Source organism: Streptomyces sp. NPDC034086, from assembly GCF_055575515.1.
Genome location: NZ_JBVISM010000002.1, coordinates 245,949 through 270,900 on the forward strand (window position 1 = coordinate 245,949; position 24,952 = coordinate 270,900).

At 72.9% G+C, this 24,952-nt stretch carries 22 protein-coding genes; 8 read left to right on the top strand and 14 right to left on the bottom strand.

What is annotated here, in order from left to right; all coding sequences use genetic code 11:
* Window positions 1–103 precede the first annotated feature (103 nt).
* From ACZ514_RS06520 to ACZ514_RS06535, 4 genes are all read left to right on the top strand, one after another.
* Entirely contained in the window at window positions 104–1,375 is a 1,272-nt protein-coding gene (locus ACZ514_RS06520) for a glycosyltransferase (RefSeq protein ID WP_469124260.1), read from the top strand.
* Between the two features lie 206 nt (window positions 1,376–1,581).
* Complete coding sequence (locus tag ACZ514_RS06525; protein WP_469124475.1) at window positions 1,582–3,132, top strand: ArnT family glycosyltransferase; 1,551 nt, start codon at window positions 1,582–1,584, stop codon at window positions 3,130–3,132.
* A gap of 6 nt (window positions 3,133–3,138) precedes the next feature.
* Window positions 3,139–4,323 (top strand): glycosyltransferase, encoded by a 1,185-nt coding sequence (locus ACZ514_RS06530; RefSeq protein ID WP_468169866.1) that lies wholly within the window; start codon window positions 3,139–3,141, stop codon window positions 4,321–4,323.
* Between the two features lie 22 nt (window positions 4,324–4,345).
* Window positions 4,346–6,775, top strand: coding sequence for a galactose oxidase-like domain-containing protein (locus tag ACZ514_RS06535; RefSeq protein ID WP_469124261.1), 2,430 nt, complete (start codon window positions 4,346–4,348; stop codon window positions 6,773–6,775).
* A 120-nt stretch (window positions 6,776–6,895) separates the two neighbouring features.
* Here the strand turns inward: ACZ514_RS06535 and trhA are convergent, their stop codons facing one another.
* Window positions 6,896–7,612 carry a PAQR family membrane homeostasis protein TrhA gene (trhA, locus tag ACZ514_RS06540; RefSeq protein WP_468169860.1) on the bottom strand — a complete coding sequence of 239 codons (717 nt, stop codon included), beginning with the start codon at window positions 7,610–7,612 and terminating at the stop codon, window positions 6,896–6,898.
* Window positions 7,613–7,831: 219 nt separating this feature from the next.
* On the opposite strand from trhA, the gene ACZ514_RS06545 reads away from it, so the two are divergent.
* A complete protein-coding gene (locus ACZ514_RS06545; protein ID WP_469124262.1) occupies window positions 7,832–9,661 on the top strand; it encodes a phosphoenolpyruvate carboxykinase (GTP) in 1,830 nt (609 codons plus the stop codon).
* A 199-nt stretch (window positions 9,662–9,860) separates the two neighbouring features.
* On the opposite strand, the gene ACZ514_RS06550 is transcribed toward ACZ514_RS06545, so the two are convergent.
* The 4 genes from ACZ514_RS06550 to ACZ514_RS06565 form a co-directional block, all read right to left on the bottom strand.
* On the bottom strand, window positions 9,861–10,466 hold the full coding sequence (locus tag ACZ514_RS06550; protein WP_469124263.1) for a hypothetical protein: 606 nt from the start codon (window positions 10,464–10,466) through the stop codon (window positions 9,861–9,863).
* Window positions 10,453–12,045 (bottom strand): substrate-binding and vWA domain-containing protein, encoded by a 1,593-nt coding sequence (locus ACZ514_RS06555; RefSeq protein ID WP_469124476.1) that lies wholly within the window; start codon window positions 12,043–12,045, stop codon window positions 10,453–10,455. The genes ACZ514_RS06550 and ACZ514_RS06555 overlap by 14 nt, the downstream gene beginning before the upstream one ends.
* A gap of 92 nt (window positions 12,046–12,137) precedes the next feature.
* On the bottom strand, window positions 12,138–13,319 hold the full coding sequence (locus ACZ514_RS06560; RefSeq protein WP_469124477.1) for a toxic anion resistance protein: 1,182 nt from the start codon (window positions 13,317–13,319) through the stop codon (window positions 12,138–12,140).
* Window positions 13,320–13,321: 2 nt separating this feature from the next.
* Window positions 13,322–14,425 (bottom strand): hypothetical protein, encoded by a 1,104-nt coding sequence (locus ACZ514_RS06565; RefSeq protein ID WP_468699033.1) that lies wholly within the window; start codon window positions 14,423–14,425, stop codon window positions 13,322–13,324.
* Between the two features lie 137 nt (window positions 14,426–14,562).
* Here ACZ514_RS06565 and ACZ514_RS06570 point away from each other — a divergent pair, with 137 nt between their 5' ends.
* Window positions 14,563–14,994, top strand: a complete 432-nt coding sequence (locus tag ACZ514_RS06570; RefSeq protein WP_469124264.1) for a hypothetical protein — start codon at window positions 14,563–14,565, stop codon at window positions 14,992–14,994.
* Between the two features lie 90 nt (window positions 14,995–15,084).
* Here the strand turns inward: ACZ514_RS06570 and ACZ514_RS06575 are convergent, their stop codons facing one another.
* The 3 genes from ACZ514_RS06575 to ACZ514_RS06585 form a co-directional block, all read right to left on the bottom strand.
* Window positions 15,085–15,495: an SCO4983 family protein gene (locus ACZ514_RS06575; RefSeq protein ID WP_468169845.1), complete on the bottom strand. Its 411-nt coding sequence runs from the start codon at window positions 15,493–15,495 to the stop codon at window positions 15,085–15,087.
* Window positions 15,496–15,598: 103 nt separating this feature from the next.
* Window positions 15,599–16,810 (bottom strand): pyridoxal phosphate-dependent aminotransferase, encoded by a 1,212-nt coding sequence (locus tag ACZ514_RS06580; protein WP_468169842.1) that lies wholly within the window; start codon window positions 16,808–16,810, stop codon window positions 15,599–15,601.
* Between the two features lie 456 nt (window positions 16,811–17,266).
* Window positions 17,267–17,914 (bottom strand): TetR/AcrR family transcriptional regulator C-terminal domain-containing protein, encoded by a 648-nt coding sequence (locus tag ACZ514_RS06585; protein ID WP_469124265.1) that lies wholly within the window; start codon window positions 17,912–17,914, stop codon window positions 17,267–17,269.
* Between the two features lie 115 nt (window positions 17,915–18,029).
* On the opposite strand from ACZ514_RS06585, the gene ACZ514_RS06590 reads away from it, so the two are divergent.
* Window positions 18,030–18,713, top strand: a complete 684-nt coding sequence (locus ACZ514_RS06590; RefSeq protein ID WP_469124266.1) for a DUF4386 domain-containing protein — start codon at window positions 18,030–18,032, stop codon at window positions 18,711–18,713.
* Window positions 18,714–18,791: 78 nt separating this feature from the next.
* Here the strand turns inward: ACZ514_RS06590 and ACZ514_RS06595 are convergent, their stop codons facing one another.
* The 6 genes from ACZ514_RS06595 to ACZ514_RS06620 form a co-directional block, all read right to left on the bottom strand.
* Window positions 18,792–19,280, bottom strand: a complete 489-nt coding sequence (locus tag ACZ514_RS06595; RefSeq protein ID WP_468169832.1) for a nitroreductase family deazaflavin-dependent oxidoreductase — start codon at window positions 19,278–19,280, stop codon at window positions 18,792–18,794.
* Between the two features lie 130 nt (window positions 19,281–19,410).
* Complete coding sequence (locus ACZ514_RS06600) at window positions 19,411–19,911, bottom strand: peptidylprolyl isomerase (RefSeq protein ID WP_468169829.1); 501 nt, start codon at window positions 19,909–19,911, stop codon at window positions 19,411–19,413.
* Window positions 19,912–20,036: 125 nt separating this feature from the next.
* On the bottom strand, window positions 20,037–20,222 hold the full coding sequence (locus tag ACZ514_RS06605; RefSeq protein WP_468169826.1) for a hypothetical protein: 186 nt from the start codon (window positions 20,220–20,222) through the stop codon (window positions 20,037–20,039).
* 114 nt (window positions 20,223–20,336) lie between these two features.
* On the bottom strand, window positions 20,337–21,359 hold the full coding sequence (locus tag ACZ514_RS06610; RefSeq protein ID WP_468169823.1) for a YdcF family protein: 1,023 nt from the start codon (window positions 21,357–21,359) through the stop codon (window positions 20,337–20,339).
* Window positions 21,360–21,407: 48 nt separating this feature from the next.
* Window positions 21,408–22,988, bottom strand: a complete 1,581-nt coding sequence (locus tag ACZ514_RS06615; protein ID WP_469124267.1) for an N-acyl-D-amino-acid deacylase family protein — start codon at window positions 22,986–22,988, stop codon at window positions 21,408–21,410.
* Window positions 22,989–22,990: 2 nt separating this feature from the next.
* Window positions 22,991–24,271 carry an alanine racemase gene (locus ACZ514_RS06620; RefSeq protein WP_468701690.1) on the bottom strand — a complete coding sequence of 427 codons (1,281 nt, stop codon included), beginning with the start codon at window positions 24,269–24,271 and terminating at the stop codon, window positions 22,991–22,993.
* Between the two features lie 249 nt (window positions 24,272–24,520).
* Between ACZ514_RS06620 and ACZ514_RS06625 the strand changes: the two genes are divergently transcribed.
* Entirely contained in the window at window positions 24,521–24,931 is a 411-nt protein-coding gene (locus ACZ514_RS06625; protein WP_388934325.1) for a RidA family protein, read from the top strand.
* Window positions 24,932–24,952: the final 21 nt, after the last annotated feature.

Here is a 24,952-nt window from a genome sequence, read left to right on the forward strand (position 1 = left end):
GGGTGCGCGCGTGGGGGAAGCGGAGGCGGCGGGCCGGGGGGCCGGGCCGTCCTCCGGGTGTCGGTCGCCGCCTGGGGTTGCGGCGCGTCTGTGGGGGGACGGTTTGCTCACCTCTGTCTTGGTTTCTGCCATTTCTCTGGCGCTCTTCTGGATGGCCGCGTTCACGCTGTGGTGGCAGATGCACGCCTGGCGTACGCCCGAGACGCTCGCCTCGACCCGCTTCGACAGTCCCGACGGCGGGGGCCGGCTCTCCTTCTCGCTGCTGCTGCCCGCCCGTCACGAGCAGGCCGTGCTGGAGCACACCATCGAGCGGCTGCTCGAATCGAGCCACACCGATTACGAGATCATCGTCATCGTCGGCCACGACGACCCGGAGACGGCCGCCGTGGCCGCCCGCGCCGAGGCCGGCGCGCCCGAGCGCGTACGGGTCGTCGTCGACCACCACGCGGCCAAGAACAAGCCGAAGGCCCTCAACACGGCCCTCCCGCACTGCCGGGGCGACATCGTCGGGGTCTTCGACGCCGAGGACCAGGTCCACCCCGAGCTGCTCACCCACGTCGACCACGCCTTCCGCGCCACGGGCGCGGACGTGGTCCAGGGCGGGGTGCAGCTGATCAACTTCCACTCCAGCTGGTACAGCCTGCGCAACTGCCTGGAGTACTTCTTCTGGTTCCGTTCCCGTCTGCACCTGCACGCCGAGAAGGGCTTCATCCCGCTGGGCGGCAACACCGTCTTCGTGCGCACCGGGGTGCTGCGCGAGGTCGGCGGCTGGGACCAGAACTGCCTGGCCGAGGACTGCGACCTGGGGGTGCGGCTGTCCTCGGCGGGCAAGAAGGTGGTGGTCGCGTACGACTCCGACATGGTCACCCGTGAGGAGACCCCGGGCTCGCTGATGAGCCTGCTGAAGCAGCGCACCCGCTGGAACCAGGGCTTCCTCCAGGTCTACCGCAAGAAGGACTGGCGGCAGATGCCCGGCCGCGGCCAGCGCTGGCTGGCCCGCTACACCTTGATGACCCCTTTCATGCAGGCGGCCTCCGGGGTGATCATCCCGGTCAACTTCGCCGTGGCGGTCTTCCTCGACATGCCGGTCGGCGTCGCGGTCATCACCTTCCTCCCCATGATCACGGCGATGGTGACCTTCGTCTTCGAGATCGTCGGCCTGCACGACTTCGGCCGCCAGTACGGGCTGCGGGTGCGCTTCGCGCACTACCTCAAGCTCATCGTGGGCGGCCCCTTCTACCAGGTGATGCTGGCGGGCGCCGCGATCCGTGCGGTCTGGCGCGAGCAGCGCGGCCGCAACGAGTGGGAGCTGACCAGTCACACCGGCGCCCATCTGACCTCCGCCACCGCGATCCGAGAGGACGGCCCCCGGTGACCGCCACGCTGCCCACGGCCACTGGTCCCGAGCCGGCGGGTGACGCCACGGCCACCGCCCAGCTGCTGCCCGTCCGCCGGCCGCCCGGCTCCGGCACCGGCACCGGTTCCGGCACCGGCTCCGGTTCCGGCTCCGGCTCCGGTTCCGATCCGGGTTTCCCTTCCCGCGCCGGCTCCGGCGCGCGTCCCGCGGCTCCCGCGCGCCCGATGGTGCGCTTCCGCTCCTCCCGCCCGGACCTGCTGCTCTGCGGGGCGGTCCTGCTCGTGATCGTCCTCGTCCAGGGCTGGAACATCACGGGCTTCCCGACGCTCAGCGACGACGAGGGCACCTACCTGGCGCAGGCGTGGGCCGTCCAGCAGGGCGAGGGGCTGGCCCACTACACGTACTGGTACGACCACCCGCCGCTCGGCTGGATCCAGATCGCGGCACTGACGTACCTGCCCTCCCTCGTCGTGCCCGACTGGATGACGGTCGCGCCGATGCGCTTCTCGATGCTCGCCGTGTCCGCCGCGAGTTCGGTGCTGATGTACGTCCTGGCGCGCCGGCTGTGGCTGCCGCGCTGGGCGGCGGGGCTGGCGACGGGGCTCTTCGGGCTGTCCCCGCTGTCGGTGGTCCTCCAGCGGGAGATCTTCCTCGACAACCTCGCCGTGATGTGGATGCTGCTGGCCTTCTGCCTCGCCGCGTCCCCCCGGCGCCACCTCTGGCACCACTTCGGCTCGGGGCTGGCGGCGGCCACCGCCGTCCTGACCAAGGAGACGATGCTGGTGGTGCTCCCGGCGCTGCTGGTGACGATGTGGCGCCACAGCCACCGCGACACCCGCAAGTTCGCCGTAACCGGGGCGATCACCGCCTGCACGCTGATCGGGCTCTCGTACCCGCTGTACGCCCTGCTCAACAACGAGCTGCTGCCCGGCGACGGGCACGTCTCGCTGATCGACGGCATCACCTACCAGATGAGCCGTCCCGGCTCCGGTTTCATCCTCGACCCCGGCTCCGGCTCGAACGGGGTCTTCCGGTCCTGGCTGTACTACGACACCGTCCTGCCGCTCGGCGGGCTGGCCGGCGCCGTGCTGCTGCTGGCGACGCACCGGTGGTCGGTGACCGCCCGCGCGCTCGCCGGGCCCGCCCTGGCCGCGGTGATCCTGGCCGTGGTCGCGATGCGTCCCTCCGGTTACCTCCCGGCGATGTACGTGATCCAGGCCCTGCCGTTCCTCGCCCTGGTCCTCGCCGGGGGCGCGGCCAGCGTCACGCACGCCGTGCTGCGCCGCCGCCGTACGCCGGGGGAGCGCGGGGGCGTGGTGTACGCGCGCCGGACGCTGGTCGGCGTCCTCGCCGTGGCGGCCGCCGCGTACGTGCTGCCGCGCTGGTACGAGGGCGACCGCACCGCCCTGACCGTCGACGCCAACGGCCCCTACCGGCAGGCCGCCGCCTGGCTGGGCCGGGAGGTCGCCGACCCGGCGAACACCCGCGTCCTCGTCGACGACGCGCTCTGGCTGGACGCCGTCCACCACGGTTTCACCCCGGGGGAGGGGGCCATCTGGTTCTACAAGGCGGACCTCGACCCGGCCGTCACCAGGACCCTGCCGCGCGGCTGGCGCGACATCGACTACGTGGTCTCCTCGCCCACCGTGCGTCGCGACGCGGCGGACCTGCCCAACGTGAAGGCTGCTCTCGAGCATTCGACCGCGGTCGCCGTCTTCGGTACGGGCGAGGACCGCATCGAGATCCGCCGCACCGACCGCGAGAGTGGGAGCTGAACCACCATGAGCGAGGACCCGTGGCCCCCGCACGTCCTGAGTGATCCGGAAGTCGACGCTCCGCCGGTGGCGGCCGGCGGCGGCGTCACCCTGGTCGTCCCGACCCGGAACGAGTCCGGGAACGTCCGGGAGTTGCTCGGCCGGCTGGCGGCGGCCGTCCCCGGCCGGCCGGCCTTCGAGGTGCTGTTCGTCGACGACTCCACCGACGACACCCCCGCCGTGATCGAGAAGGCCGCCGCCGACTGCCCCTTCCCGGTGTCCGTCCTGCACCGCGAGAGCCCGGACGGCGGCCTCGGCGGGGCCGTCGTCGCCGGGATCGAACGGGCCGGGTCCGACTGGATCGTGGTCATGGACGCCGACCTCCAGCACCCGCCCCACCTGGTTCCCGCACTCGTCGGCGAGGGCGAACGCACGGGTGCCGACCTCGTCGTCGCCTCCCGCTACCTGCCCGGCGGCAGCCGGGCCGGGCTCGCCGGCGGCTACCGCGTCGCCGTCTCGCGCGCTGCGACCTGGCTGGCCAAGGGGCTCTTCCCGCGCGCCCTGCGCGGCATCAGCGACCCGATGAGCGGCTTCTTCGCGGTGCGGCGCACGGCCGTCACGAGCGCAGCGCTCCAGCCGCTCGGCTACAAGATCCTGCTGGAGCTCACCGTCCGCTGCCGCCCCGGGCGGCGCGCCGAGGTCCCGTTCGTCTTCGAGGAGCGCTTCGCCGGGGAGTCGAAGTCCACCGCCCGCGAAGGGCTGCGCTTCCTGACGCACCTCGCGGCCCTGCGCTCCGCGAACCGGCTCGCCCGGATGGCGGGCTTCGGGCTGGTCGGGCTCTCCGGTTTCGTCCCCAACCTGGTGGCGCTCTGGCTGCTCACCCGCGCCGGGATGCAGTACCTCGCCGCGGAGGCCGTCGCCAACCAGGCCGGCGTCCTGTGGAACTTCCTCCTCATCGAGACCCTGCTCTTCCGTGACCGGCGCCGGCACCGCCACTGGGCGGACCGCCTGGGCCGCTTCGCGCTCCTCGCCAACGCCGACCTGCTGCTGCGCATCCCGCTCATCGCGCTGTTCGCGGGCCGCTTCGGCATGGACGTGCTGCCCGCGACCGCCCTCGCGCTGGCCACCACCTTCGTCCTGCGCTTCGCCGCCACCGAAGCGCTCGTCTACCTGCCGCGCGGGCCGCGCGCGGCGCGTACCGCCGGGAGTTGAGCCGTACCGAAAGGAACCGCGTATGCGTAGGAAGATCCGACGGAGGGCGGGGCGCCGGGCCGCCCTCCTCGCCGTCGGCGCGATGACCGCCTGCCTCCTCCTGACCGCACCCCAGCAGGCCACGGCCGGGCCGCCCAACCTGCTCACCAACCCCGGCTTCGAGACCGCCGGCGCGGCCGGCTCCGACATGCCGTCCTGCTGGTCGAAGTCGGGCTGGGGCGACAACGACTTCACCTTCGCCACCGTCGCCGACGCCCACAGCGGCACCAAGGCCATGAGGGTCTCGCTCACCCGCCGCGCCGGCGGTGACCGCAAGGCCCTCGTCACCGAGAACACCGCCTGCGCCCCGGCCGTGGTGCCGGGCAGGCAGTACGACCTGTCCGCCTGGTACAAGTCGGACACCCCCGACGTGTCGGTGACGGTGTTCCGCCACGACACCGCCGCGGGCTGGCAGTACTGGACCGACCTGCAGAACCCGCCGGTCAGCGCCGCGTGGGCGCGTACGGAGGTCCGTACGCCCGCCGTCCCGCCGAACACCGACACGATCGCGTGGGGCCTGTCCGTCTACGGGGTGGGCACCCTCACCTCCGACGACTACGCGCTGGAGGAGGTGGCGGCCCCCCTGCCGCAGCCCGTCTGCACGGGTACGGCCGAGCAGTGCGCCAAGGGCGAGTGGCAGGTGATGGCGGCCCGGAACCCGGTGCGTTCCATGCACGCGGTCGTCCTGAGGAACGGGAAGGTGCTGCTGATCGCCGGCTCCGGCAACGACATCTCCCAGTTCGACGCCGGTACCTTCACCTCCGCCGTCTACGACCCGGTCACCGGCGGGGTCAGGACGATCCCGACGCCCGTGGACATGTTCTGCTCCGGGCACGTGCAGCTGGCCGACGGCCGGGTGCTGGTGATGAGCGGCAACAAGGGCTACCCGTCCGCCGACGGCACGATCGGCTACCAGGGCCTGAAGGACTCGTACGTCTTCGACCCGGCCACCGAGCGGTACACGAGGACCAACGACATGAACGGCGGCCACTGGTACCCGTCCGCCACTATCCTCGGCAACGGCGACGTGATCTCCTTCGGCGGGCTGAAGGAGGACTCCACGGGCAACGTCACCGCGGAGAGGTTCTCGGCGGCGCAGGGCAGGTGGCTGCCGGTGAACGAGGTCAACCAGACCTGGTCGTACTGGGGCCTGTACCCGTCGATGATCCTGATGCAGGACGGCCGGCTCTTCTACTCCGGCAGCCACACCTTCGGCAACGGCACGCCCGGCTCCGGCGCCTCGGTCTACGACTACGACGCCAACACCATCACCGACGTGCCCGGACTGCGGAACAAGGACCAGCGCGACGAGTCGGCGAGCGTCCTGCTCCCCCCGGCCCAGGACCAGCGGGTCCTGACCGTCGGCGGCGGCAACAACGAGACCAACCCGGCCGCCAACCGGCTCACGGACATCATCGACCTGAAGAAGCCGAGCCCCGCCTACACCGCGGGCCCCGACCTCCCCCAGGGCCTGGTCGACACCGGCACCGGCAAGCGCCCGCAGACCGGCGCCGAGGGCAAGATGTACGTCTCCGCCGTGCTGCTGCCCGACGGGAAGGTGCTGGAGACCGGCGGCGGCCTCCACGACCGCGCCGACCCGGTCTTCGAGGCCTCCTTCTTCGACCCCGCCGCCAACACCTACCAGGCGGGCCTCGCCGCCGACCCGATCCCGCGCACCTACCACTCGGGGGCGTTCCTGCTCCCCGACGGCCGGGTCATGTCGGTCGGCGACAACCCGGGCAACGGCACCTACAACCACGCGGTGTCCGTCTACAGCCCGCCCTACCTGTTCAAGGGGCCGCGGCCGAGGCTCACCTCGGTGATCGACACCGAGTGGGTGTACGGGGACACGCAGCGGATCACCGTCGACCGGCCGATCGTCAAGGCGGAACTGATCCGCCCGGCGGCGGTCACCCACTCCTCCGACCCCAACCAGCGGTTCGTCGACCTGCCGATGACGGTCGTCAACGGCACCACCGTCGACCTCAACGTCACCAGCAACCCCAACCTGGCCCCGCCCGGCTGGTACATGCTCTTCGGGGTCGACGCGAACGGCGTCCCGTCGGTCGCGACCTGGGTCCACCTGGGCGGAGCACCCGCGCTCGCGGCGGCGGCCCCGGCCGGGCAGCGGCCCCCCGCACCGCACGCGCACGCGTTCGCCGACGCGCTCGCGGCGCCCAAGCCCCACCCCGCGCGGCGGGACGCGGCCCCGGTCGCGCCCACCGTGGCCGGCTGCGACCGGCACTACGGAACGGCGAGCGTGTGCGTACCGGGCACCTTCCCGGCGGAGGTGGGGAAGACGACCGCGGCCCGCTGCGCGTGGCTGGCCGACCACCGGTTCCCGCAGCGGATGAAGGTGAACGGCGGCGACCCGCTGCGCCTGGACGCGGACGGCGACGGCCGCACCTGCTGACGCCGCCCCGCGCGCCGATTGCACCCGTTTGACGGCCCGTCACCCCCTGGGGGAGGCGGGCCGTCCTCCTACGCTGAGCGCTGGGCCGGCGACGCGGCCGCGTACCGCCGGCGGGCCGGTCTACGCGTGCTGGTAGGCGGCCAGCGAGATGCCGATGTAGTGGGCCACGAAGGCCGCGAGCGTCAGGGAGTGGAAGACCTCGTGGAAGCCGAAGAACCGGGGGGAGGGGTTGGGACGCTTCATCCCGTAGATGACCCCGCCCGCGCTGTAGAGCAGGCCGCCGACGATCACCAGGACCAGGACGGCGACGCCGCCGGTCCGCATGAAGTCGGGCAGGAAGAAGACGGCCGCCCACCCCATCGCGATGTAGCACGGGGTGTAGAGCCAGCGCGGCGCGCCCACCCAGAAGACCCGGAAGGCGATCCCGGCGGCGGCCGCCATCCACACCGCCCACAGCAGGGTCCTGCCGGTGGAGCCGGGCAGCAGCAGGACCGTGAGCGGGGTGTAGGTGCCCGCGATGATCAGGAAGATGTTCGCGTGGTCGAGCCGCCGTAGGACGGCCTCGCCGCGCGGCCCCCACGTGCCGCGGTGGTAGACGGCGCTGACGCCGAAGAGCAGGCAGGCGGTCAGGACGTACACCCCGCAGGCGACGCGGGCCTCGGTCGAGTCGGTGAAGGCCATCAGCACCAGGCCGGCGATCACCACGGCGGGGAACATGCCGAGGTGCAGCCAGCCGCGCATCAGCGGCTTCTCCTCCAGGGCGGTCTCGGCCGCCTCCAGGGCCTGAACGACCGGGGAGGCCTGGGCGGCCGGCGCGGCGGCGGCGTCTGAAGTCATGGTCCACATGCTACCTACGGGTCCGTAGGTTTCTGTTAGTCCTCTTTACGGAAGATTGACGGACGTGGCGATGCTCACGTGAGAGGCCCCCTGGACATATGCGCACATCCACCGGATGATCAGATGAGTGCGGTCGGCACCGGATGAGCGGAGCGCGAAGCGTCCGGGTCGCAGCCCCCACGGGGCATACACCAAACAACCCCTCAACAAGGAGCAATCGTGGCGCGCGACAACGCGGCTCCCACTTCCGTCCCGACGAACCACCGGGAGCTCGTCTCCTGGGTGGAGGAGATCGCAGCCCTGACCCAGCCGGACCGCGTCGTCTGGTGCGACGGCTCCGAGGCCGAGTACGAGCGCCTGTGCGAGGAGCTCGTCGCCAAGGGCACGTTCAAGAAGCTCGACGAGACCAAGCGCCCGAACTCGTACTACGCCGCCTCCGACCCCTCCGACGTCGCGCGCGTCGAGGACCGCACCTTCATCTGCTCCGAGAAGGAGGAGGACGCGGGCCCGACCAACCACTGGAAGGCCCCGGCGGAGATGAAAGAGATCTTCGCGGGCGAGAAGGGCATCTTCCGCGGCTCCATGAAGGGCCGGACGATGTACGTCGTCCCCTTCTGCATGGGCCCCCTCGGCTCCGACCTCTCCGCGATCGGCGTCGAGATCACCGACTCCGCCTACGTCGCGGTCGCCATGCGCACCATGACCCGCATGGGCAAGGCCGTCCTCGACGAGCTCGGCACCGACGGCTTCTTCGTCAAGGCCGTCCACACCCTCGGCGCTCCGCTCGCCGAGGGCCAGGACGACGTGCCGTGGCCCTGCAACACCACCAAGTACATCTCGCACTTCCCCGAGACCCGCGAGATCTGGTCCTTCGGCTCCGGCTACGGCGGCAACGCCCTGCTCGGCAAGAAGTGCTACGCGCTGCGCATCGCCTCGGTCATGGCCCGCGACGAGGGCTGGCTCGCCGAGCACATGCTCATCCTCAAGCTCACCCCGCCGGCCGGCGAGGGCGAGGCGAAGTACGTCGCCGCCGCGTTCCCGAGCGCCTGCGGCAAGACCAACCTGGCCATGCTGGAGCCCACGATCCCCGGCTGGACCGTCGAGACCATCGGCGACGACATCGCCTGGATGCGTTTCGGCGAGGACGGCCGCCTCTACGCGATCAACCCGGAGGCCGGCTTCTTCGGCGTTGCCCCGGGCACCGGCGAGCACACCAACGCCAACGCCATGAAGACCATGTACGCCAACACCGTCTTCACCAACGTCGCGCTCACCGACGACGGCGACGTGTGGTGGGAGGGCATGACCGAAGAGGCGCCCGCCCACCTCATCGACTGGAAGGGCAACGACTGGACCCCGGAGAGCGGCACCCCGGCGGCCCACCCCAACGCCCGCTTCGCCGTCCCGGCCTCGCAGTGCCCGACGATCGCCCCCGAGTGGGAGGACCCCAAGGGCGTCCCGATCTCCGCGATCCTCTTCGGCGGCCGCCGCGCCTCCGCCGTCCCGCTGGTCACCGAGTCCTACGACTGGAACCACGGCGTCTTCATCGGCTCGAACATCGCCTCCGAGAAGACCGCCGCCGCCGAGGGCAAGGTCGGCGAACTGCGCCGCGACCCCTTCGCGATGCTGCCCTTCTGCGGCTACAACATGGGCGACTACATGGCCCACTGGGTCAAGGTCGCGGCCGGCAAGGACCAGTCCAAGCTGCCGAAGATCTACTACGTGAACTGGTTCCGCAAGAACGACGCGGGCACGTTCGTGTGGCCCGGCTTCGGTGAGAACAGCCGCGTCCTGAAGTGGATCGTCGGCCGCCTCGACGGCACGGCCGAGGGTGTCGAGACCCCCATCGGGATCCTGCCGACCAAGGACGCCCTGGACCTCGACGGCCTCGACATCGCGGACGAGGACCTCGACTTCCTCCTCACCGTCGACAAGGAGGTCTGGCGCGAGGAGGCCGCCCTGGTCCCCGAGCACCTCAACACCTACGGCGACCACACCCCGAAGGAGCTGTGGGACCAGTACCACGCGCTGGTCGAGCGCCTCGGCTGAGCACCCGGCCGGCCGTTCCCCGGCCGGCCGCCCCGCCCTGACACGACAGGGCAGCCCTGACACGACAGGGCACACGAACGTGGGAGTCCCCGACCAAGGTGCTCCCACCGCTGTGGGAATCCCCGACCAAGGCTTTCCCATCGCAGCACACGCCTGACTGGCCGACGGGCCGGCGCCACTGTCCCGGCCGCCGCCCGCCTCAGGAGCGTCCGCGCTCCTCCAGATAGGCCGTGTGCGTCTGCTGACGGCGGACCTCCCTGTCCTGGAGGTCCGCCGTCAGGCGTTGCGCCTCCCGCGACAGCACCGACAGCTGCCGCTCCAGGTGCCGTTCCGGTCCCTCCCCGCCCGGTGCCGCCCGGTTCCACCAGCGCGTCCGGTGGTAGGCGTCCACGCACTCCGGAACGTCCGTCCGCACCGCCCGCGCCAGCGCGTGCACCGCCTCCGGCTCCGCCGCCAGCACCTGCGCCACCCAGCCCGGATCCAGCAGGGCCGCGTACAGGTCCAGCAGTTCGCCCAGCCGCCCTCGCGCCGCCGCCGGCAGCTCCACCTCCGCCACGTACGCGCGCAGCCGGCCCAGGTCCTCCCGTACGAGGTCCAGCTGCTCGGCGGCGCCGGGGAACAGCGGCGGCGGCGTCCGGTCCGGCGGGGCGAGCAGCGCGCCCGCCCCGTACAGGGCCGCGATCACCGCCGGCCAGTACGTCCCCGCCGCACCGGCCAGGGCCAGACCCAGTCCGGCGAGTCCGCAGGCGCTGCCCCACAGGTTCTTCTTCGACTCCAGGTACGCGAGCGCCCTACTGGTAGCCACGGATCTCCTCGAAGGCCCCGTCCAGGGAGCCGGTCCCGTCGGTGGCGTCGAAGAGCCGGCCACCGGTCAGCTCCGTGATGTGCGTCAGCTCCGCGCGGTCCGAATCCCCGAACAGCACCGCGAAGACCGGCGTGCGCCTCTGCGCCTGCGGCAGCCCGGCGTAGAAGGCGTCGAAATCCTTCACCTTGTCCCCGCTCCGCCCGTCCGTCATCAGCACGATCGAGGTGAACGCGTCGCCGCCGCCCTGCCCCAGGTGCTGGTAGGCGGCCTTCAGGCTGGCGTAGACGGCCGTGCCCCCCTCCGGGCGCAGCGACGCGACGTCACCCCGGATGGCGTCCAGGGCCCGCCCCGGATCCCCCGGCTCGACGACGTGCGTGAGCACCTCCTTCACCTTGTCGCCGAAGGGCAGCAGCGTCACCTCCTCGCGGTCCCTGAACCGCCGGCCCGTCCCCGAAGTCCCCGTCCCGGTCAGGTCGGTGAGCGCCGTACGCAGCCGCCCGATCCGGTCGCCCTCCGCCATCGAACCCGAGGTGTCCAGCACGTACACCGTCCGCGAGGGCCGGCGCAGCTCGTTCTCGTACGAGGCCAGCAGCCCGTCCGCCACCGACCGGGCACCCGGGAACGGCAGTTCGCGCCGCACCGAGGTGTCCAGCCCGGCCGCCGGAGCCACCCCGGCCGCCACCGGCCGCCGGAAGGTCTTCCGCGTGATCGCCCGCTGCGCCGTGTCGCCCCGCAGGTACTCCGTCAGCAGCCGGCCCGACTCCCGCGCCCCGGCCGGGGCCGACGTGAGCAGCGTCAGCGGGTAGTGCGCGGTGACCACCCCGTCCTTGGGGCGGATCACCTTCAGCGGGGTCTTGGCCCGGTCGTTCATCGACAGCAGCACCGACTCGTAGTTGACCAGCGCGTCCACGTCGTCCCGCTTGGCGTACGCCGTCACGAGCCAGCCCGAGGAGCCGGAGGTCAGCTTCTGCCCCTGGAAGAACTCCTTCAGCCGGGGCCGGGCCTTCCGCACGTCCGCGTCGGTCAGCGCCGACTGCGCGCCCGACAGGCCCGAGGCCACCGAGACGAGGGCGGAGAACCCGGAGTTGGAGCGCACCGGGTCCGTCATCCCGTACGTCAGCTTCCCGGCCGCCACCGCCTCCTCGACCGCCGACCAGGTCACCTCCTCCGGCTTCCAGCCGAGCCGGGCCAGCGCCTCCGGCTTCACACCGACGGCGACCGGCGAGGACATCACGGGGGTCTCGTTGGCGAGCTTGGCGGCGGCCTCCGGGCGCAGCCGCAGGTAGTCGTTGGAGGACAGCCAGACGGCGTCGTACGTGCCGTCCGCCCTGCCGGAGGCGACCCGGTCGGCCGCGTCCAGCGTGCCCGACCAGGTGAAGTCGACGGAGACCCCGGTGGCGGCCTCGGCGTCCTTGAGGACCTGCGTCATGTCGGCGAGTTCGCTGGAGGCCAGCACGCGCAGCCGGCCCTCCTTGTACCCCTGCTTCCCGGTGCCGCCCGCGGAGCCGCCGCCCGTGCTGGTGGCGGGCCCGCCTGACGTACAGGCCGCGGCGCCCAGCAGGGCCGCGGCCAGGACCACCGCCGCGGCCAGGCGTCCGCGGGGCCGGGCCGTCCTCGTACGCGCCGTGGCGGGCGTCGTCGCGTACGCCGTCGTCCTCGCGGCGGGCCGCCTCACCGGTCCCCGCCTTCCAGGGCGCTCGCGGTGCGGGAGCGGCTCAGGTGGGCCGAGGCCGCCTGGAGCTCGCCCGTCAGGGACTCCACCGTCGCCGCCATGTTCTCGGTGGCCCGGACCTTGAAGGTGTCGATCGCGTCGAGGGTCTTGTAGATCTGAGCGAAGGCCGTGCGGAGCGTTTCCGCCCCGACCGCCGGGTCCGCGGCGATCCGCTGGACGTCCCCGGCCTGGGTGGCCAGCATCTCCGCGTTGCCCCGGATCAGCTCCTCGGTGGTGCCCTTGAGGGCGTTGACCTGCTCGACGACCGCGCGCTGGTGGTCCAGGGCCGAGGCCAGCATCACCGCGATGCGCAGTGCCGAGACGGTGGTCGTCGCGGCCCGGTCGACGCCCTTGACGAGCTCCTCGTTGGTGCGCCGGACCACGTCCATCGCCAGGTAGCCCTGCGCGCACACGGCCAGCTGCGTCAGCAGGTCCTGGTGCTTCTGGCGTACGGGGAAGAGCACGTCGGAGCGGAGGGCGTCCGCCTGGCCGGGGTCGGTGCGCGCGGCTTCGGCGATCCGCTGCTCGACGGCCGCGTCCAGGGCCTCGGTGAGCACCGCGTGCTCCTGGAGCCTGCCCATCGTCTCCCAGAGCCGGGTCCGCTCGGTGTGCAGGGCCGCGTTGTCGCGGCGCAGCTCGTCCTGGCCGCCGCGCAGCGCGCCCACGATCCGGTTCAGGGTGGCCTGGGAGGAGGCGTACTTGGCGATGTGGTCGCGGAACCGGTTGCCGCCCGGAAGCCTCGCCAGCAGCCTGCGGGCCCCCTTGGCGGGGGAGTCCCGCGGGTCGAGGTCCTCGACGGTGCGGCGCAGCTCGACGAGCGAGCCCGCGACGCGGGCCTGGGCGTCGCCGCCGCCGTCCGCGCCGAGGGAGCGCACGGCCCGCTCCAGCATCCGGTTGGACTGCTGGGCGGCGGCGCGCATGTCGGCGGAGCCGAGGGCGGCGATGTCGCCGAGGCGGGTGGCGAACTCCGGGGAGTGCGCGTCGATGCCGGCGAGCTGGGCGACGTACTCCCGGGCCCGGCGGGCCATCTCCTCCCGGACCCCGTCCTGGAGCGGTACGAGGCCGGAGGCCTGCCCGCGTTCGACGGCGGGGACGGGCTCCGGCGCGGTCAGCAGGAGCGGCCCGTCCTCGGGCGGTGTCAGTGTCACGGTGTGCCCCCCTGTCCCTTGGCGCGGCCGGCGAGCGCCGCCAGGACCTTCACGGTCGGTGCGCTGACCTGGCGGATGCCGGTCAGCTGCGCATTGAGGTACCCGGCGTGGCGGGCGGTGGCCGCCGAGAACTCGGCGGTGCCCTCCTGCGGGCGGAAGCCGTGCCGCACGGCGAGTCCGCGCAGCTTCTCGTCGGTGGCGAGGAGCGTGCCGAGGTCCTCGGCCTTCTCGCCGAGCGGTACGAAGGTGTGCGGGGAGTTGACGGTGGTGTCCGGGTACAGCACGACCATGCTCGCGGCCTCCCCGGTGGCCTCCTTCTGGAGCAGCAGCGCGGCGACCTGGGCCTCGTACGCCAGGACCAGCGGCTCGCCGCTGCCGCTGACGAAGGAACGGAAGGGGCCGTCGGTGCTGGGCTCCAGGGAGCCCTGGACGGAGATCAGCTTCCGGAGCAGGGGCGCGGTGCGCTCGATGCCCGCGTCGTCGGAGACGACCGTCTTGTCGTTGGCCACGTTGGAGGCCGCTCCGACGAACAGGGCGCCGGAGTTGGAGGTGGCGGGGTCGGAGGTCTTGATGAAGACCGTGCCGGTCAGGTCGGCGTGCGCGGCCGAGCCGGGCAGCTGCTGCCAGGTGCGGTCCTCGCCGGCGGCCTTGAGGAACGGGTCCATGAGGAGGGTGCCGGTGTTCTTGCCGTTCTGCTTCACGAGGCCGTTGTCGGCGAGGACCTTCGCCGCGTGGGCGCGGGCGATGACCACGAGGGGGGAGAAGAAGGGCTTCGCGCTCTGCGCGCCCTTCAGCCCGGCCTTCGCGGCGATCTCGTCGGCGGGCTCGCTGCTGCCGGGGAAGGCGAAGTCGTAGTCTTCGAGGGCCAGTCGGTCCATGGCCCAGGAGCCCGAGGTCTCCGTCTTCACGGTGTAGCCCCTGGCCGCAAGGGCCTTGACGACATCGGGGTCGCGGAAGAACTCGGACTTCTCCGACCCGATGACGCCCCGCACGGTCTTCGTTGCCGTGCCCTCCGGTGTTCCGGTCCTCCCGAGGACGATGACGGCGATCACGCCGCCGATCAGGAGGACCGCCAGAGCGATTCCAAGGATGCGTCTCACGGGTGCAGCCTGCTCACGGAAGCCCACATTCCTTGCCTGATCGGGTGAACGCCGGGTGTCCAGACGGTCCCGCTTCGAAATGTTGTCCGGGGCGGTGGGTGCTGGTGGGCGACGGCGGGCGGCGGGAGGATCGGGAGATGGGCGTGAACGTGGGCGCGGGTGCGGGTGCGGGTGCGTTGAAGTGGCAGGGGTGGGTGGTGGGTCTGGCGGGGCTGTCCTGCCTGCTGGTGTTCGCCCCGCTGGGACTGTACGTCTGGGCCGGCGGCTCCCCGGCCCCGGCGGCGGCACCGCCGGACGTACGGATCACCGACTGCCGGATCGATCCGCCGAGCCGGCGCGCGGTGGCGGTGGTGGAGGCCCGCGGTGAGGGTTCGTACGTCGCCACGGTCGAGTTCCGCGACGGACCGCCCACGCTGCCGGACGCCCGGGAGGCCGGCGCCCTGGTCCCCCTCCGGGGGCTGGCCGCCGACGCCCCGCCGGCCCGCGCGGAGGCCGTCGGCCCGGTGTGGGCGGCGGGGGCCCGCGTGTGGTGCGGGGTGACGGACGTCGGGGAACCCGGTGAGCCCTAGAGGGCCGCGGCGGGGCGGGCGTGCTGCTCCGCCCCTGCCGTGACGGGAGGGCGCCCGGTCCGGAGCCTGCGCGGCCCCGGACCGGGGCCGTCAGTGGGCGCCGGCCCGGTCCGGGGTGTCGAGGGCGGCGGTGTGGACGTCCATGCGCTGCGCCGCGAGGATCGCCGCGGCGGTGTCGGCGCGGGACGCGGCGACGAGCAGGGCGCGCGCGGCGAGGTCGCGGGCGCGGCGGTGCAGGGTGCGGCTGTCGGCCCCGTCGGCCAGCGCGGGGTAGGCGACGCGCACGGGGTGGGAGCCGCGCAGGCGGGTGACCTGGGCGGCGATGCGGACGGCGCCGTCGTCGTCGAGGCCGAGCTCGTCGGTGACGGCCAGCAGCGCGGAGAGGTGCCCGGCGAGCTGGATGTCGAGGGCTTCGCCCCGGCTGCTCTGCGGGTAGTGGGCGTCGGTGTGGTTGCCGTCCACTCGGTGGACGACCGACTTGGGGCGGATCGGCTCGTACATGAGGAGGCCTCCTGCGGGGTCAGGAGGCCATCCTACATTGGAACCGGTCTAAGGTTGAGTCGAATCCTGGCTGGGTGCCGCTGGAGCGCGGGCCCGGCGGCGGCTACGGCTGCGCGTAACCGTCCAGGAAGCGGCCGATGCGGGTGACGGCGTCCGCCAGGTCCTTGGTGCTGGGCAGCGTCACGATGCGGAAGTGGTCGGGTTCGGGCCAGTTGAAGCCCGTGCCGTGCACGACCATGATCTTCTCGGCCCGCAGCAGGTCGAGGACCATCTGCCGGTCGTCCTTGATCTTGTAGACCGCCGGGTCCAGCTTCGGGAACAGGTACAGCGCGCCCTTGGGCTTCACGCAGGTGATGCCGGGGATCCGCGTCAGCAGGTCGTACGCCGTGTCGCGCTGCTCCAGCAGCCGGCCGCCCGGCAGCACCAGGTCGACGATCGACTGGCGCCCGCCCAGGGCGGTGGCCACGGCGTGCTGCGAGGGCATGTTCGCGCACAGGCGCATGTTCGCCAGGATCGTCAGGCCCTCGATGTACGAGGCGGCGTTCTTCTTGGGCCCGCAGACCGCCATCCAGCCCGCGCGGTAGCCGGCCACGCGGTAGTTCTTGGACAGCCCGTTGAAGGTCAGGGTCAGCAGGTCGGGCGCGATCGCGGCGGTGTTCGTGTGCGTGGCGCCGTCGTAGAGGATCCGGTCGTAGATCTCGTCGGAGCACACCACCAGGCCGTGCCGGCGGGCGATGTCCGTCAGGCCCCGCAGCATCTCGTCGTCGTAGACGGCGCCGGTCGGGTTGTTCGGGTTGATGATCACGATCGCGCGGGTGCGGTCGGTGATCTTGCGCTCGATGTCGGCGAGGTCGGGCATCCAGTCGGACTGTTCGTCGCAGCGGTAGTGCACGGCGGTGCCGCCGGCCAGCGAGACGGAAGCCGTCCACAGCGGGTAGTCGGGGGCGGGCACGAGGACCTCGTCGCCGTCGTCCAGCAGCGCCTGCATCGACATCTGGATCAGCTCGGAGACGCCGTTGCCGAGGTAGATGTCCTCGACGTCCAGGTGGATGCCCTTGGTCTGGTAGTGCTGCATGACCGCTCGCCGCGCCGACAGCAGGCCCTTCGCGTCCCCGTACCCGTGGGCGTTGCCCAGGTTGCGGAGCATGTCCTCGAGGATCTCCGGCGGGCACTCGAAGCCGAAGGCCGCGGGGTTGCCGGTGTTCAGCTTGAGGATGCGATGACCTGCCGCTTCGAGCCGCATCGCCTCTTCGAGGACGGGTCCGCGGATCTCGTAGCAGACATTGGCGAGTTTCGTTGACTGGATCACCTGCATGACGGGAGCTTACGGGCCCCGCCGCCCGCCCGCTCGAACGTTCCGGGGGAATTCCACCGAGGGAAATGTCCCACTTCGCGCGATGGGAGGGCGGAGGCGCCGTCCGCCCTTTGAAACGGCGGCCCGTCCGCCGTCCGGCCTGCGGAATGAGGAACCCCGGCCGCACGCCCCGGCCCCGGTGTTGCGCTCGTCACCCCGGACACCGCCCGCGCCGGCCCGCCCATCCGCTATGACGCCGTCGAGCGCTGCCCCGGCGTACCGGCCGGTCACGCGCTGGAGCTGGGCGCGAGCGTGCACATGCCGCGCATCGGCTGCGGGCTCGCCGGCGGCGAGTGGTCCCGTATCGGGCCGGTCGTCACCGGGGCGCTCTGCGCGCGGGACGTGGCGGTGACGGTGTACGACCGCGCGTGAGGCGGCGTCCCGCCCCGCGGCGGTGGGCGGTCCGGGCGGGCCGGCTCAGCGGGCGGAGCTCCAGCCGCGTTCGCGGAGCCGCTCGAAGCCGTCGAGGAGCAGGTCCAGCGCGAACTCGAACTCGAACTGGTCGTCGCAGCCCCCGCCCACCACGGAATCCCCGTCGTGCACGGCCGCCGCGGCCAGTTCCGCGATGCGCGGGTAGCGCTGCGCCAGTGCGGGGTCCGGGGGGCCGGCGGGCCGCGAGTCGTCGAAGAGCTCCTGGCTGAAGCCCAGCAGCCGGCTGCCCATCGCGTGCATCACGTGGTGCGTGAGGTCGGTCGAGAAGCCGCCGTCCCGGAAGGCCCCGATCATCGAGTCCAGGTACTCCAGCACCGCCGGCGTCGGGACGCCGCGCGACTCGAGCACCCGGTACGCCCAGCGGTGGCGCAGCAGCACCCGGCGGGCGGAGAGGATCCGCCGCCGCACGACGTGGCGCCAGTCGGGTCCGGGCTCCGGGGGGTCGATCCCGGCGACGACCAGGTCCAGCATGCCGTCGAGCAGCTGCTCCTTGTTGGCCACGTGCTTGTAGAGCGCCATCGGTACGACGTCGAGCTCCTGCGCCAGCCTGCGCATGCTGAGCGATTCGATCCCGCCCCCGTCGGCGAGCGCGACGGCGGCCCGCAGGACCCGCTCCCGGTTCAGCCGTGTCATCCGGCCCTTCCCTTCCTCCCCGGCACCTCCGCTTGACGAGTGTACGCCGTACACCTAGGGTTCCCAGCAAGCGGAAAGGTGTACGCCGTACACCTTCGCAGGGGAGGGGTCGCGCGTGAACGCGGACAGAACAGACGCAGCGGATGGAGCGGACAGGCGTACGGCGGTCGTCGCGGGGGTGCTGTTCCTGGTCACCGAGGCCGCCGCCATCGCGGGGGCCGTCCTCTACCGCCCGCTGCTCGCCGGCGGGGCGGGGGCCGGACAAGGGGCCGCGGACCGGGCGCTGTTCGGCGCGCTCTGCGAGCTGGTGCTCGTCGCTGCCGTGGCCGGCACCGGCGTGGCGCTGTACCCGGTGGTCAGGCGGTGGGGCGAGGGCCTCGCGCTCGGGTACGTCTGCGCCCGCCTCGTGGAGGCGGTCGTGATCCTCCTCGGCGTCGTCGCCGTGCTCACCCTGACGACCCTGCGCCGGGAGGCGGCGGAGCCGGGCGCCGCCGACGCGGTACTGGTGGCCGTCCACGACTGGACGTTCCTGCTCGGCCCCAACGTCGCCCTCGGCCTGAACACCGCCCTGCTGGCCCGGCTGATGTACCGCTCGCGGCTCGTGCCCCGGCCCCTCGCCGTGCTCGGCCTGGTCGGGGGCCCGCTGATCTGCGCCTCCGCCGTCGCCGTGATGTTCGGGCTCTACGCGCAGCTCTCCGTGCCGGGCTCGCTGGCCGCGCTCCCGGTGTTCGCGTGGGAGGTGGCCCTCGCCGCACACCTCGTCGTCAAGGGGTTCCGGGACGCGCGGACCGCCGGCTGATCCGGCACGTGCCGTCGGGCGGGCGCCCCGTCCACGGCGCCGGCGTATCGATTCGCCTCGGCGGGACGGGGCCGGCCGTCACCCCTCCAGGATCACCAGCGGCAGCTCGCGGGGCCGCGCGCGCTCCTGGTAGTCGTCGTAGAGCGGCCACAGCGCGGTCAGCGCCTCCCAGTACGTCTCCCGCTCCACCGCGTCCGCCGTGCGCGCCCACGCCGCGAACGTGCGGGTGCCCACCTGGAGGCGGACCTCCGGGTGCGCGGTGAGGTTCCCGTACCAGGAGGGGAGGCGGCGCCCGCCGGAGCCGGCGGCGACGACCAGGTACCGGCCCTCGTCCTCGGCGTAGATCAGCGGCGTGCGCGCCGGCCGGCCGGTGGCACGGTCCAGTGTCGTCAGGAGCAGGACCGGGATGCCGCGCCACAGGTGACCGTCGGTGCCCCCGCTCGACACGTAGGCGCGCACGTGGTCGAGCCGCGGCCCGGGATGCGGATCCGTCGGGTGGTCCCAGTCGACCGGCGGGACCGGGGAGACCGGCAGGACCGGAGTGACCGGGACGGCAACGCTGTTCATGTGACCTCCGTAGGGCGTCCCCCCGGAGCGCTAACGAGCCTCCACCGATTCTGGATGCGCCGGACCCGGGCCGCACGCCCGCCGCCGCGCCCGGATGCGGCCCGGGCCGCCGGAGCCGGCGCGCCGCCGCTCAGCCGACCGCTTCCGCCTTCTCGATCACCACCGGCACCAGCGGGACGTCGCCGTGCCCGCCCGCGCGCCCGGTACGGACGGCGGCGATGGCGTCCACCACGTCCCGGCCCCCGCTGACCGTGCCGAAGACCGCGTACCCCCAGCCGTCCGGCGTCGGGGCGGTGTGGTCCAGGGCCGGGTTGTCGGCGGTGTTGACGAAGAACTGGGACGTCGCCGAGTGCGGGACGCTCGTGCGGGCCATCGCCACCGCGTACCGGGTGTTGCGCAGGCCGTTGTCCGCCTCGTTGCGCACCGGCTCGCGAACGGGTTTCTGCCGCATGTCGGCCGTGAAGCCGCCGCCCTGGTTCATGAATCCGGGGATCACCCGGTGGAAGACCGTGCCGTCGTAGTGGCCGCTCTCCACGTAGCCGAGGAAGTTGGCGACCGTGGCCGGCGCCTCCTCCTCGTGGAGGTCGATGAGGATCGTGCCGAGGCTGGTGGTCAGCTTCACCTGGGGCATGCGGGTCGGTCCCTTCCCGAGCTGGAACGTGCCTCACAGCTTCGCAGAGGGTCACCGTGAGGCCACGGCCCGGGGTGCGGCCCCGGGCCGTGGGACCGGGCAGCGTCATCCGGCCGGTTCCGCCCCTACGGGAGGAAGCGTTCGATGACCTGCGGACCCTCCTTCTCGATCAGCTTCCGGGCCTTCTCGACCCGCTCCGGAGTCGGGTCGTGGCCGGTCGCCATCACCAGGTCCTCGGGGTCGTACGCGCGCTCCCCGCCCGTGAAGAGCCGGTCCGACCGGGTGGGCTGCTCGTTGGTTTCACTGTCCATCGGATACCTCCTGCGGTGCCCCCCAGGCCCCCATACTCCGGCTCCGGCCCCATGAACGCACGTCGGGCCCCGAAGGGGCCCGGCCGGGGGCGCCGCCTCCCGGCGGGGCGGGCGTCAGGAAGGGGAGACGACGGCCGTCAGCGTCGCCAGCGCGCCGACCGCGACCAGCGTCCCGCAGATGGACAGGTTGACCGTCCGGTGCTCCCAGAACACCGCCACGAACTCGCGCAGGGTGGCGCTCGGCAGGAAGTAGCGGGCCGTCGGCGAGCCCACCACCTGCCCGTTGACGCCCGTCTTGCGGGCCAGCATCGCGGCCCGGAAGGCGTGGAAGTTGTTGGTGACGACCACGCACCGGTAGCCCGGGTCCGCCGCCAGCATGATCCCCTTCGAGAAGAGCATGTTCTCCTCGGTCGTACGGGAGTTCTCCTCCAGCACCACGTGCTCCGCCGGAACCCCCTCCGCGATCAGCCAGTCGGCCATCGCCCGCGCCTCGGACACCCGCTCGTCGGACCCCTTGCCGCCCGAGACCAGCAGGACCGGCGGGCGCGAGCCGCGGGCCAGCTGGGCGTCGTAGATCCGCCGCCCCTTGCGCAGCCGCGAGGCCAGCAGCGGCGGTACCCGCTCCCCGCCGACCAGGCCGGAGCCCAGCATCACCACGTGGTCGACGTCCCCGCGCACCTTGATCCGGCCGTACAGGAAGGCGTACCCGAGGAAGCACAGGAAGAGGAAGGACACGTACGCCACCACCAGGGTCAGGGTCGCGGCCATGCCGTTCAGGACGGTGGAGCGGAACATCGGGACGACGACCAGCAGCGCGATCATCCCGAAGATCCCGAGCCCCGCGAGCATCGACAGCAGGTTGGCCGGACGGCGGCCCTCCTTGCGGATCATCGTCACGCCGTTGGCGATCAGGAAGCCGCCGATCGCCATGGTGCCCAGGGTGGGCGCCGTGAGGGCGATCGCGATGATCGTCAGGGCCGCCCACCGCGGCAGGGCCGTCACCTGGAAGAGCAGCGCGGCCGCCAGCGTCAGGGAGGTCAGGCCGAACAGCACCGCGTTGCTGAAGCGGCGGCGGTCCTTGAAGGCGCTTATGCAGAGGGCGAGGAAGAGGAGCGCGGGGAGCAGGAAGGCGGCCATGCCGCTCATCGTATGTGCCGGGCGCATACGCCCTCCGGGACCGAAGTCCTACGGGCCGGCGGGGGTTCGGCGGACCGCCCGCCCGGCCAGCACGCCGGTCCTGGTCCCGTCCCGCATGACGAACCGTCCGTCGACCAGGACGTACGGGATCCCCGTGGGCGGCGCGCGCGGCCGCTCATACGTGGACCCGGCCGCGACCGTCTCCGGGTCGAAGAGGACCAGGTCGGCGCGGAACCCCTCGCGGACCAGCCCCCGGTCGGGCAGCCGCAGCCGCGCCGCCGGGCGGCCCGACAGGTGGGCCACGCACTCCTCCAGGGACAGCACGCCCAGCTCGCGCACGTAGTGCCCCAGGTAGTGCGGGAAGGTGCCGTACGCGCGGGGGTGCGGCTTCGCACCGTGCAGGATCCCGTCGGAGCCGCCCGTGTGGACGGGGTGGCGCATGATGGCCCGGACGTTCTCCTCGTGGCCGACGTGCTGGAGCACGGTCGGTCCGAGCCGGTCCCCGAGCAGCAGCCGCCGCGCGGTCTCCCAGCCGTCGAGGCGGGTGCCGACGTGCCCCCGGTACGCGGGGTCGTTCGTCCCGGAGACCTCCACGGAAGCCCAGTCCACCGGCACCCCGTGGCAGCCGTCGGAGCCCGTCACCTCCAGGGCGTGCCGGATCCGCCCGGCGGTGTCCTCGTCGCGCAGCCGCGCCAGCAGCGCCTCCGGGCCGCCCTCGTGCGCCCAGCCGGGCAGCAGCGCGGCGAGGGTGGTGCAGCCGGGGGTGTACGGGTAGCTGTCGAGGGTGACGTCGGCGCCGTCGGCGAGGGCCGCGTCGAGCAGGGCCAGCAGGTCGGGGGCACGGCCCTCGTTCTCCGGGAAGTTCATGGTGGCGTGCGCCAGGTGCAGCGCGCAGCCGGCCTCCCGGCTCAGCGCCAGCATCTCGGCGTAGGCGGCCAGCGCGCCCCGCCCGTACGAGCGGTGGTGCGGGCAGTAGTAGCCGCCGTACCGGGCCACCACGGCGCACAGTTCGGTGAGTTCCGCGCCGGTGGCGTACATGCCGGGGGTGTAGGTGAGCCCGGAGGACATGCCGAAGGCGCCCTGCTCCAGGCCCTCGGCGACGAGCCCGCGCATCCGGTCGAGCTCGGCGGCGGTGGCGGGGCGGTCGTCCCAGCCGACGGCGTACGCCCGCACGGTGCCCTGGGGCACGAGGTAGGCGGCGTTCACCGCGATGCCCTGTCCGCCGTGGGCCCGGTCCAGCCGGCCGAGGTACTCCCCGACGGTCCGCCAGTCGAAGTCGACGTCGTCACCGGGGCCGTTCCAGCCCGCGATGGCGGTCCGCACGCCGGCCAGGGTCCGTTCGTCGGCGGGCGCGTACGACAGGCCGTCCTGCCCGAGGACTTCGAGGGTGACGCCCTGCGCGGCCTTGGCGCTGTGGTCGGGGTCGCGCAGCAGGGCCAGGTCGCTGTGGGCGTGCATGTCGGTGAACCCGGGGGCCAGGACGAGCCCGTGGGCGTCGAGGGTGCGCCGTCCGCCGCCCGGGATCCTGCCGATCGCGGCGATCCGGCCCTCGTGCACGGCCACGTCGGCGGTGTACGAGGGCCCGCCCGTGCCGTCGACGACACGGGCGCCCCGGACGAGGAGGTCCACGGCTAGAAGAAGGTGCGCACGTAGTCGGTGACCCGGCCGTCGGCCTCCACGACCGGGATCAGCGGCCACTTCTCGAAGATGGTGCAGGGGTGCGACATCCCGAGCGCCACCCAGTCCCCGACCCGCACGTCGTCGGCGGAGTCGGTCTCCAGCCAGGCGTGCTGGTCGGACAGCTTGACCACGCGGACGCCGGTCGCGGGCCGCTCGGTGCCGTCGAGGGCGTCGCGGACCAGCTCGGCCTCGGGCAGCCCGAGGTCGTAGGCGATGTCGCGCTTGCCGGCGTTGACGAAGGCCTGGGTGGGGGAGGGGCGCGAGACGACCTGGGTCCACAGCCGGAAGGCGGGGCGCAGTCCGCCCTCCTGGGGAACCCGGTTGAAGGGGGTCAGGCGGCCGTACCAGCCGTGGTCGTGGGAGACGTACGCGCCGGAACGCAGCAGCTTCAGGACGGGCCGGGAGAGCGCGGGCAGCCCGGCGAACACGTCGGCGACGGCGTCGAACCACGCCGACCCGCCCGCGCTGACGACGATCTCCTCGACGTCCGGGCCGAACCGCCCGGCCTCGTCGAACTCGACGGCCAGGCCGGTGAGCCGGCGCAGCCAGGCGTGCACGCCGTCCGCGTCGGCGCCGGGCACCTCGGCCTCGTACCCGGCGACGCCGACGAGGCGCAGGGTGCCGGCGGCGGCGACGGCGTCGGCGACGGCCCGGCAGTCCTCGTCGGTACGGGCCCCCGTGCGCGCCCCCTCGCCGGCACCGAGCTCGACGACCACGTCCAGTACGGCGCCCCGCCCCTGAAGGGCCCGGTCCATGAGCTGGACCCCGCGCACGGAGTCGACGTAGCAGACGAACCGGAAACCGGGGTCGGCGACGAGTTCGGCGGCGACCCAGTGCAGGGCGGCGGGGTCGACGAGTTCGTTGGCGAGGAAGACGCGCTGGATCCCGAAGGCGCGGTAGACGCGGGCCTGGTGGGGGACGGCGGCGGTGATGCCCCAGGCGCCGTGGGCGAGCTGGCGCTCGAAGAGCTGGGGGGCCATGCAGGTCTTGCCGTGGGGCGCGAACGCGAGCCCGTGGCGGGCGGAGTACTCGCCGAGCACGGTGAGGTTGTGCGCGAGCGCGTCGGCGTCGAGGGTGAGGACGGGAGTGGTGAACCCGCCGCCGTACAGGTCGCGGCCCTGCGCGGCGAGTTCCCCGACGGTGAGGCCCGCCGCCTGCGCGTCCGGCGGGAGGCCCTTGAACCGGTGGTCGACCGGTTCGCCGGCGAGCCGCCGGACTGCGTCGCTGCTCATGGGGGGCCTCCTGGGGGTGGTGCGGGTGTGCTGCGCGTGGTGCCTGTGGTCTAACACCCGGGGGGACGAGGGTCAACGCCGTGCCGGTTCCGCCGGGCGGGGGCGGGCCGCCGCGCGGCGGGAGCCGGTCCCGGGGCGGCGGTAGCCCGTCCTCGCGAACCGGTCGAACGGGCACCCCGGGGACCGTCCCCCGCTGAGACCATCAGCGGGGGGAAACACCCCGCACCGATACGAACGCAGAGGACCCTCGTGAGCGAGAAGACCGCCGTCACCCCCGAGTCCCACCCCGCCCCGCCCGCGAAGTTCTCGCACGGCGTCCGCAAGGGCAACGTCCTCCAGGTCGCCGGCCAGGTCGGCTACCTGCCGCACGCCGAGGGGCGGCCGCCCACGACGGCCGGGCCGACGCTGCGCGAGCAGACCCTCCAGACGCTGGAGAACGTCCGTTCCGTGCTGGAGGCGGGCGGGGCGAACTGGGACGACGTGATGATGATCCGCGTCTACCTGACCGACACCGGGCACTTCGCCGAGATGAACGAGATCTACAACGCCTACTTCGAGGAGCAGGGCCTCAAGGAGGCCCCGGCCGCCCGCACCACGGTGTACGTGGGCCTCCCGGCCGGGCTGCTGATCGAGATCGACGCCCTGGCGGTACTGGGCTGACGCGGGGAGGGGGCGCCCCCC

Excerpts from the sequence above, each read along its gene's own strand:
- ACZ514_RS06535 (WP_469124261.1), top strand. The coding sequence starts at position 4,346 with ATGCGTAGGAAGATCCGACGGAGGGCGGGGCGCCGGGCCGCCCTCCTC.
- ACZ514_RS06600 (WP_468169829.1), bottom strand. The coding sequence starts at position 19,911 with ATGCCCCAGGTGAAGCTGACCACCAGCCTCGGCACGATCCTCATCGAC.
- ACZ514_RS06530 (WP_468169866.1), top strand. The coding sequence starts at position 3,139 with ATGAGCGAGGACCCGTGGCCCCCGCACGTCCTGAGTGATCCGGAAGTC.
- ACZ514_RS06585 (WP_469124265.1), bottom strand. The coding sequence starts at position 17,914 with ATGACACGGCTGAACCGGGAGCGGGTCCTGCGGGCCGCCGTCGCGCTC.
- ACZ514_RS06595 (WP_468169832.1), bottom strand. The coding sequence starts at position 19,280 with ATGAACAGCGTTGCCGTCCCGGTCACTCCGGTCCTGCCGGTCTCCCCG.
- ACZ514_RS06610 (WP_468169823.1), bottom strand. The coding sequence starts at position 21,359 with ATGGCCGCCTTCCTGCTCCCCGCGCTCCTCTTCCTCGCCCTCTGCATA.
- ACZ514_RS06570 (WP_469124264.1), top strand. The coding sequence starts at position 14,563 with ATGGGCGTGAACGTGGGCGCGGGTGCGGGTGCGGGTGCGTTGAAGTGG.
- ACZ514_RS06575 (WP_468169845.1), bottom strand. The coding sequence starts at position 15,495 with ATGTACGAGCCGATCCGCCCCAAGTCGGTCGTCCACCGAGTGGACGGC.
- ACZ514_RS06525 (WP_469124475.1), top strand. The coding sequence starts at position 1,582 with ATGGTGCGCTTCCGCTCCTCCCGCCCGGACCTGCTGCTCTGCGGGGCG.
- ACZ514_RS06605 (WP_468169826.1), bottom strand. The coding sequence starts at position 20,222 with ATGGACAGTGAAACCAACGAGCAGCCCACCCGGTCGGACCGGCTCTTC.
- ACZ514_RS06620 (WP_468701690.1), bottom strand. The coding sequence starts at position 24,271 with ATGAGCAGCGACGCAGTCCGGCGGCTCGCCGGCGAACCGGTCGACCAC.
- trhA (WP_468169860.1), bottom strand. The coding sequence starts at position 7,612 with ATGACTTCAGACGCCGCCGCCGCGCCGGCCGCCCAGGCCTCCCCGGTC.
- ACZ514_RS06580 (WP_468169842.1), bottom strand. The coding sequence starts at position 16,810 with ATGCAGGTGATCCAGTCAACGAAACTCGCCAATGTCTGCTACGAGATC.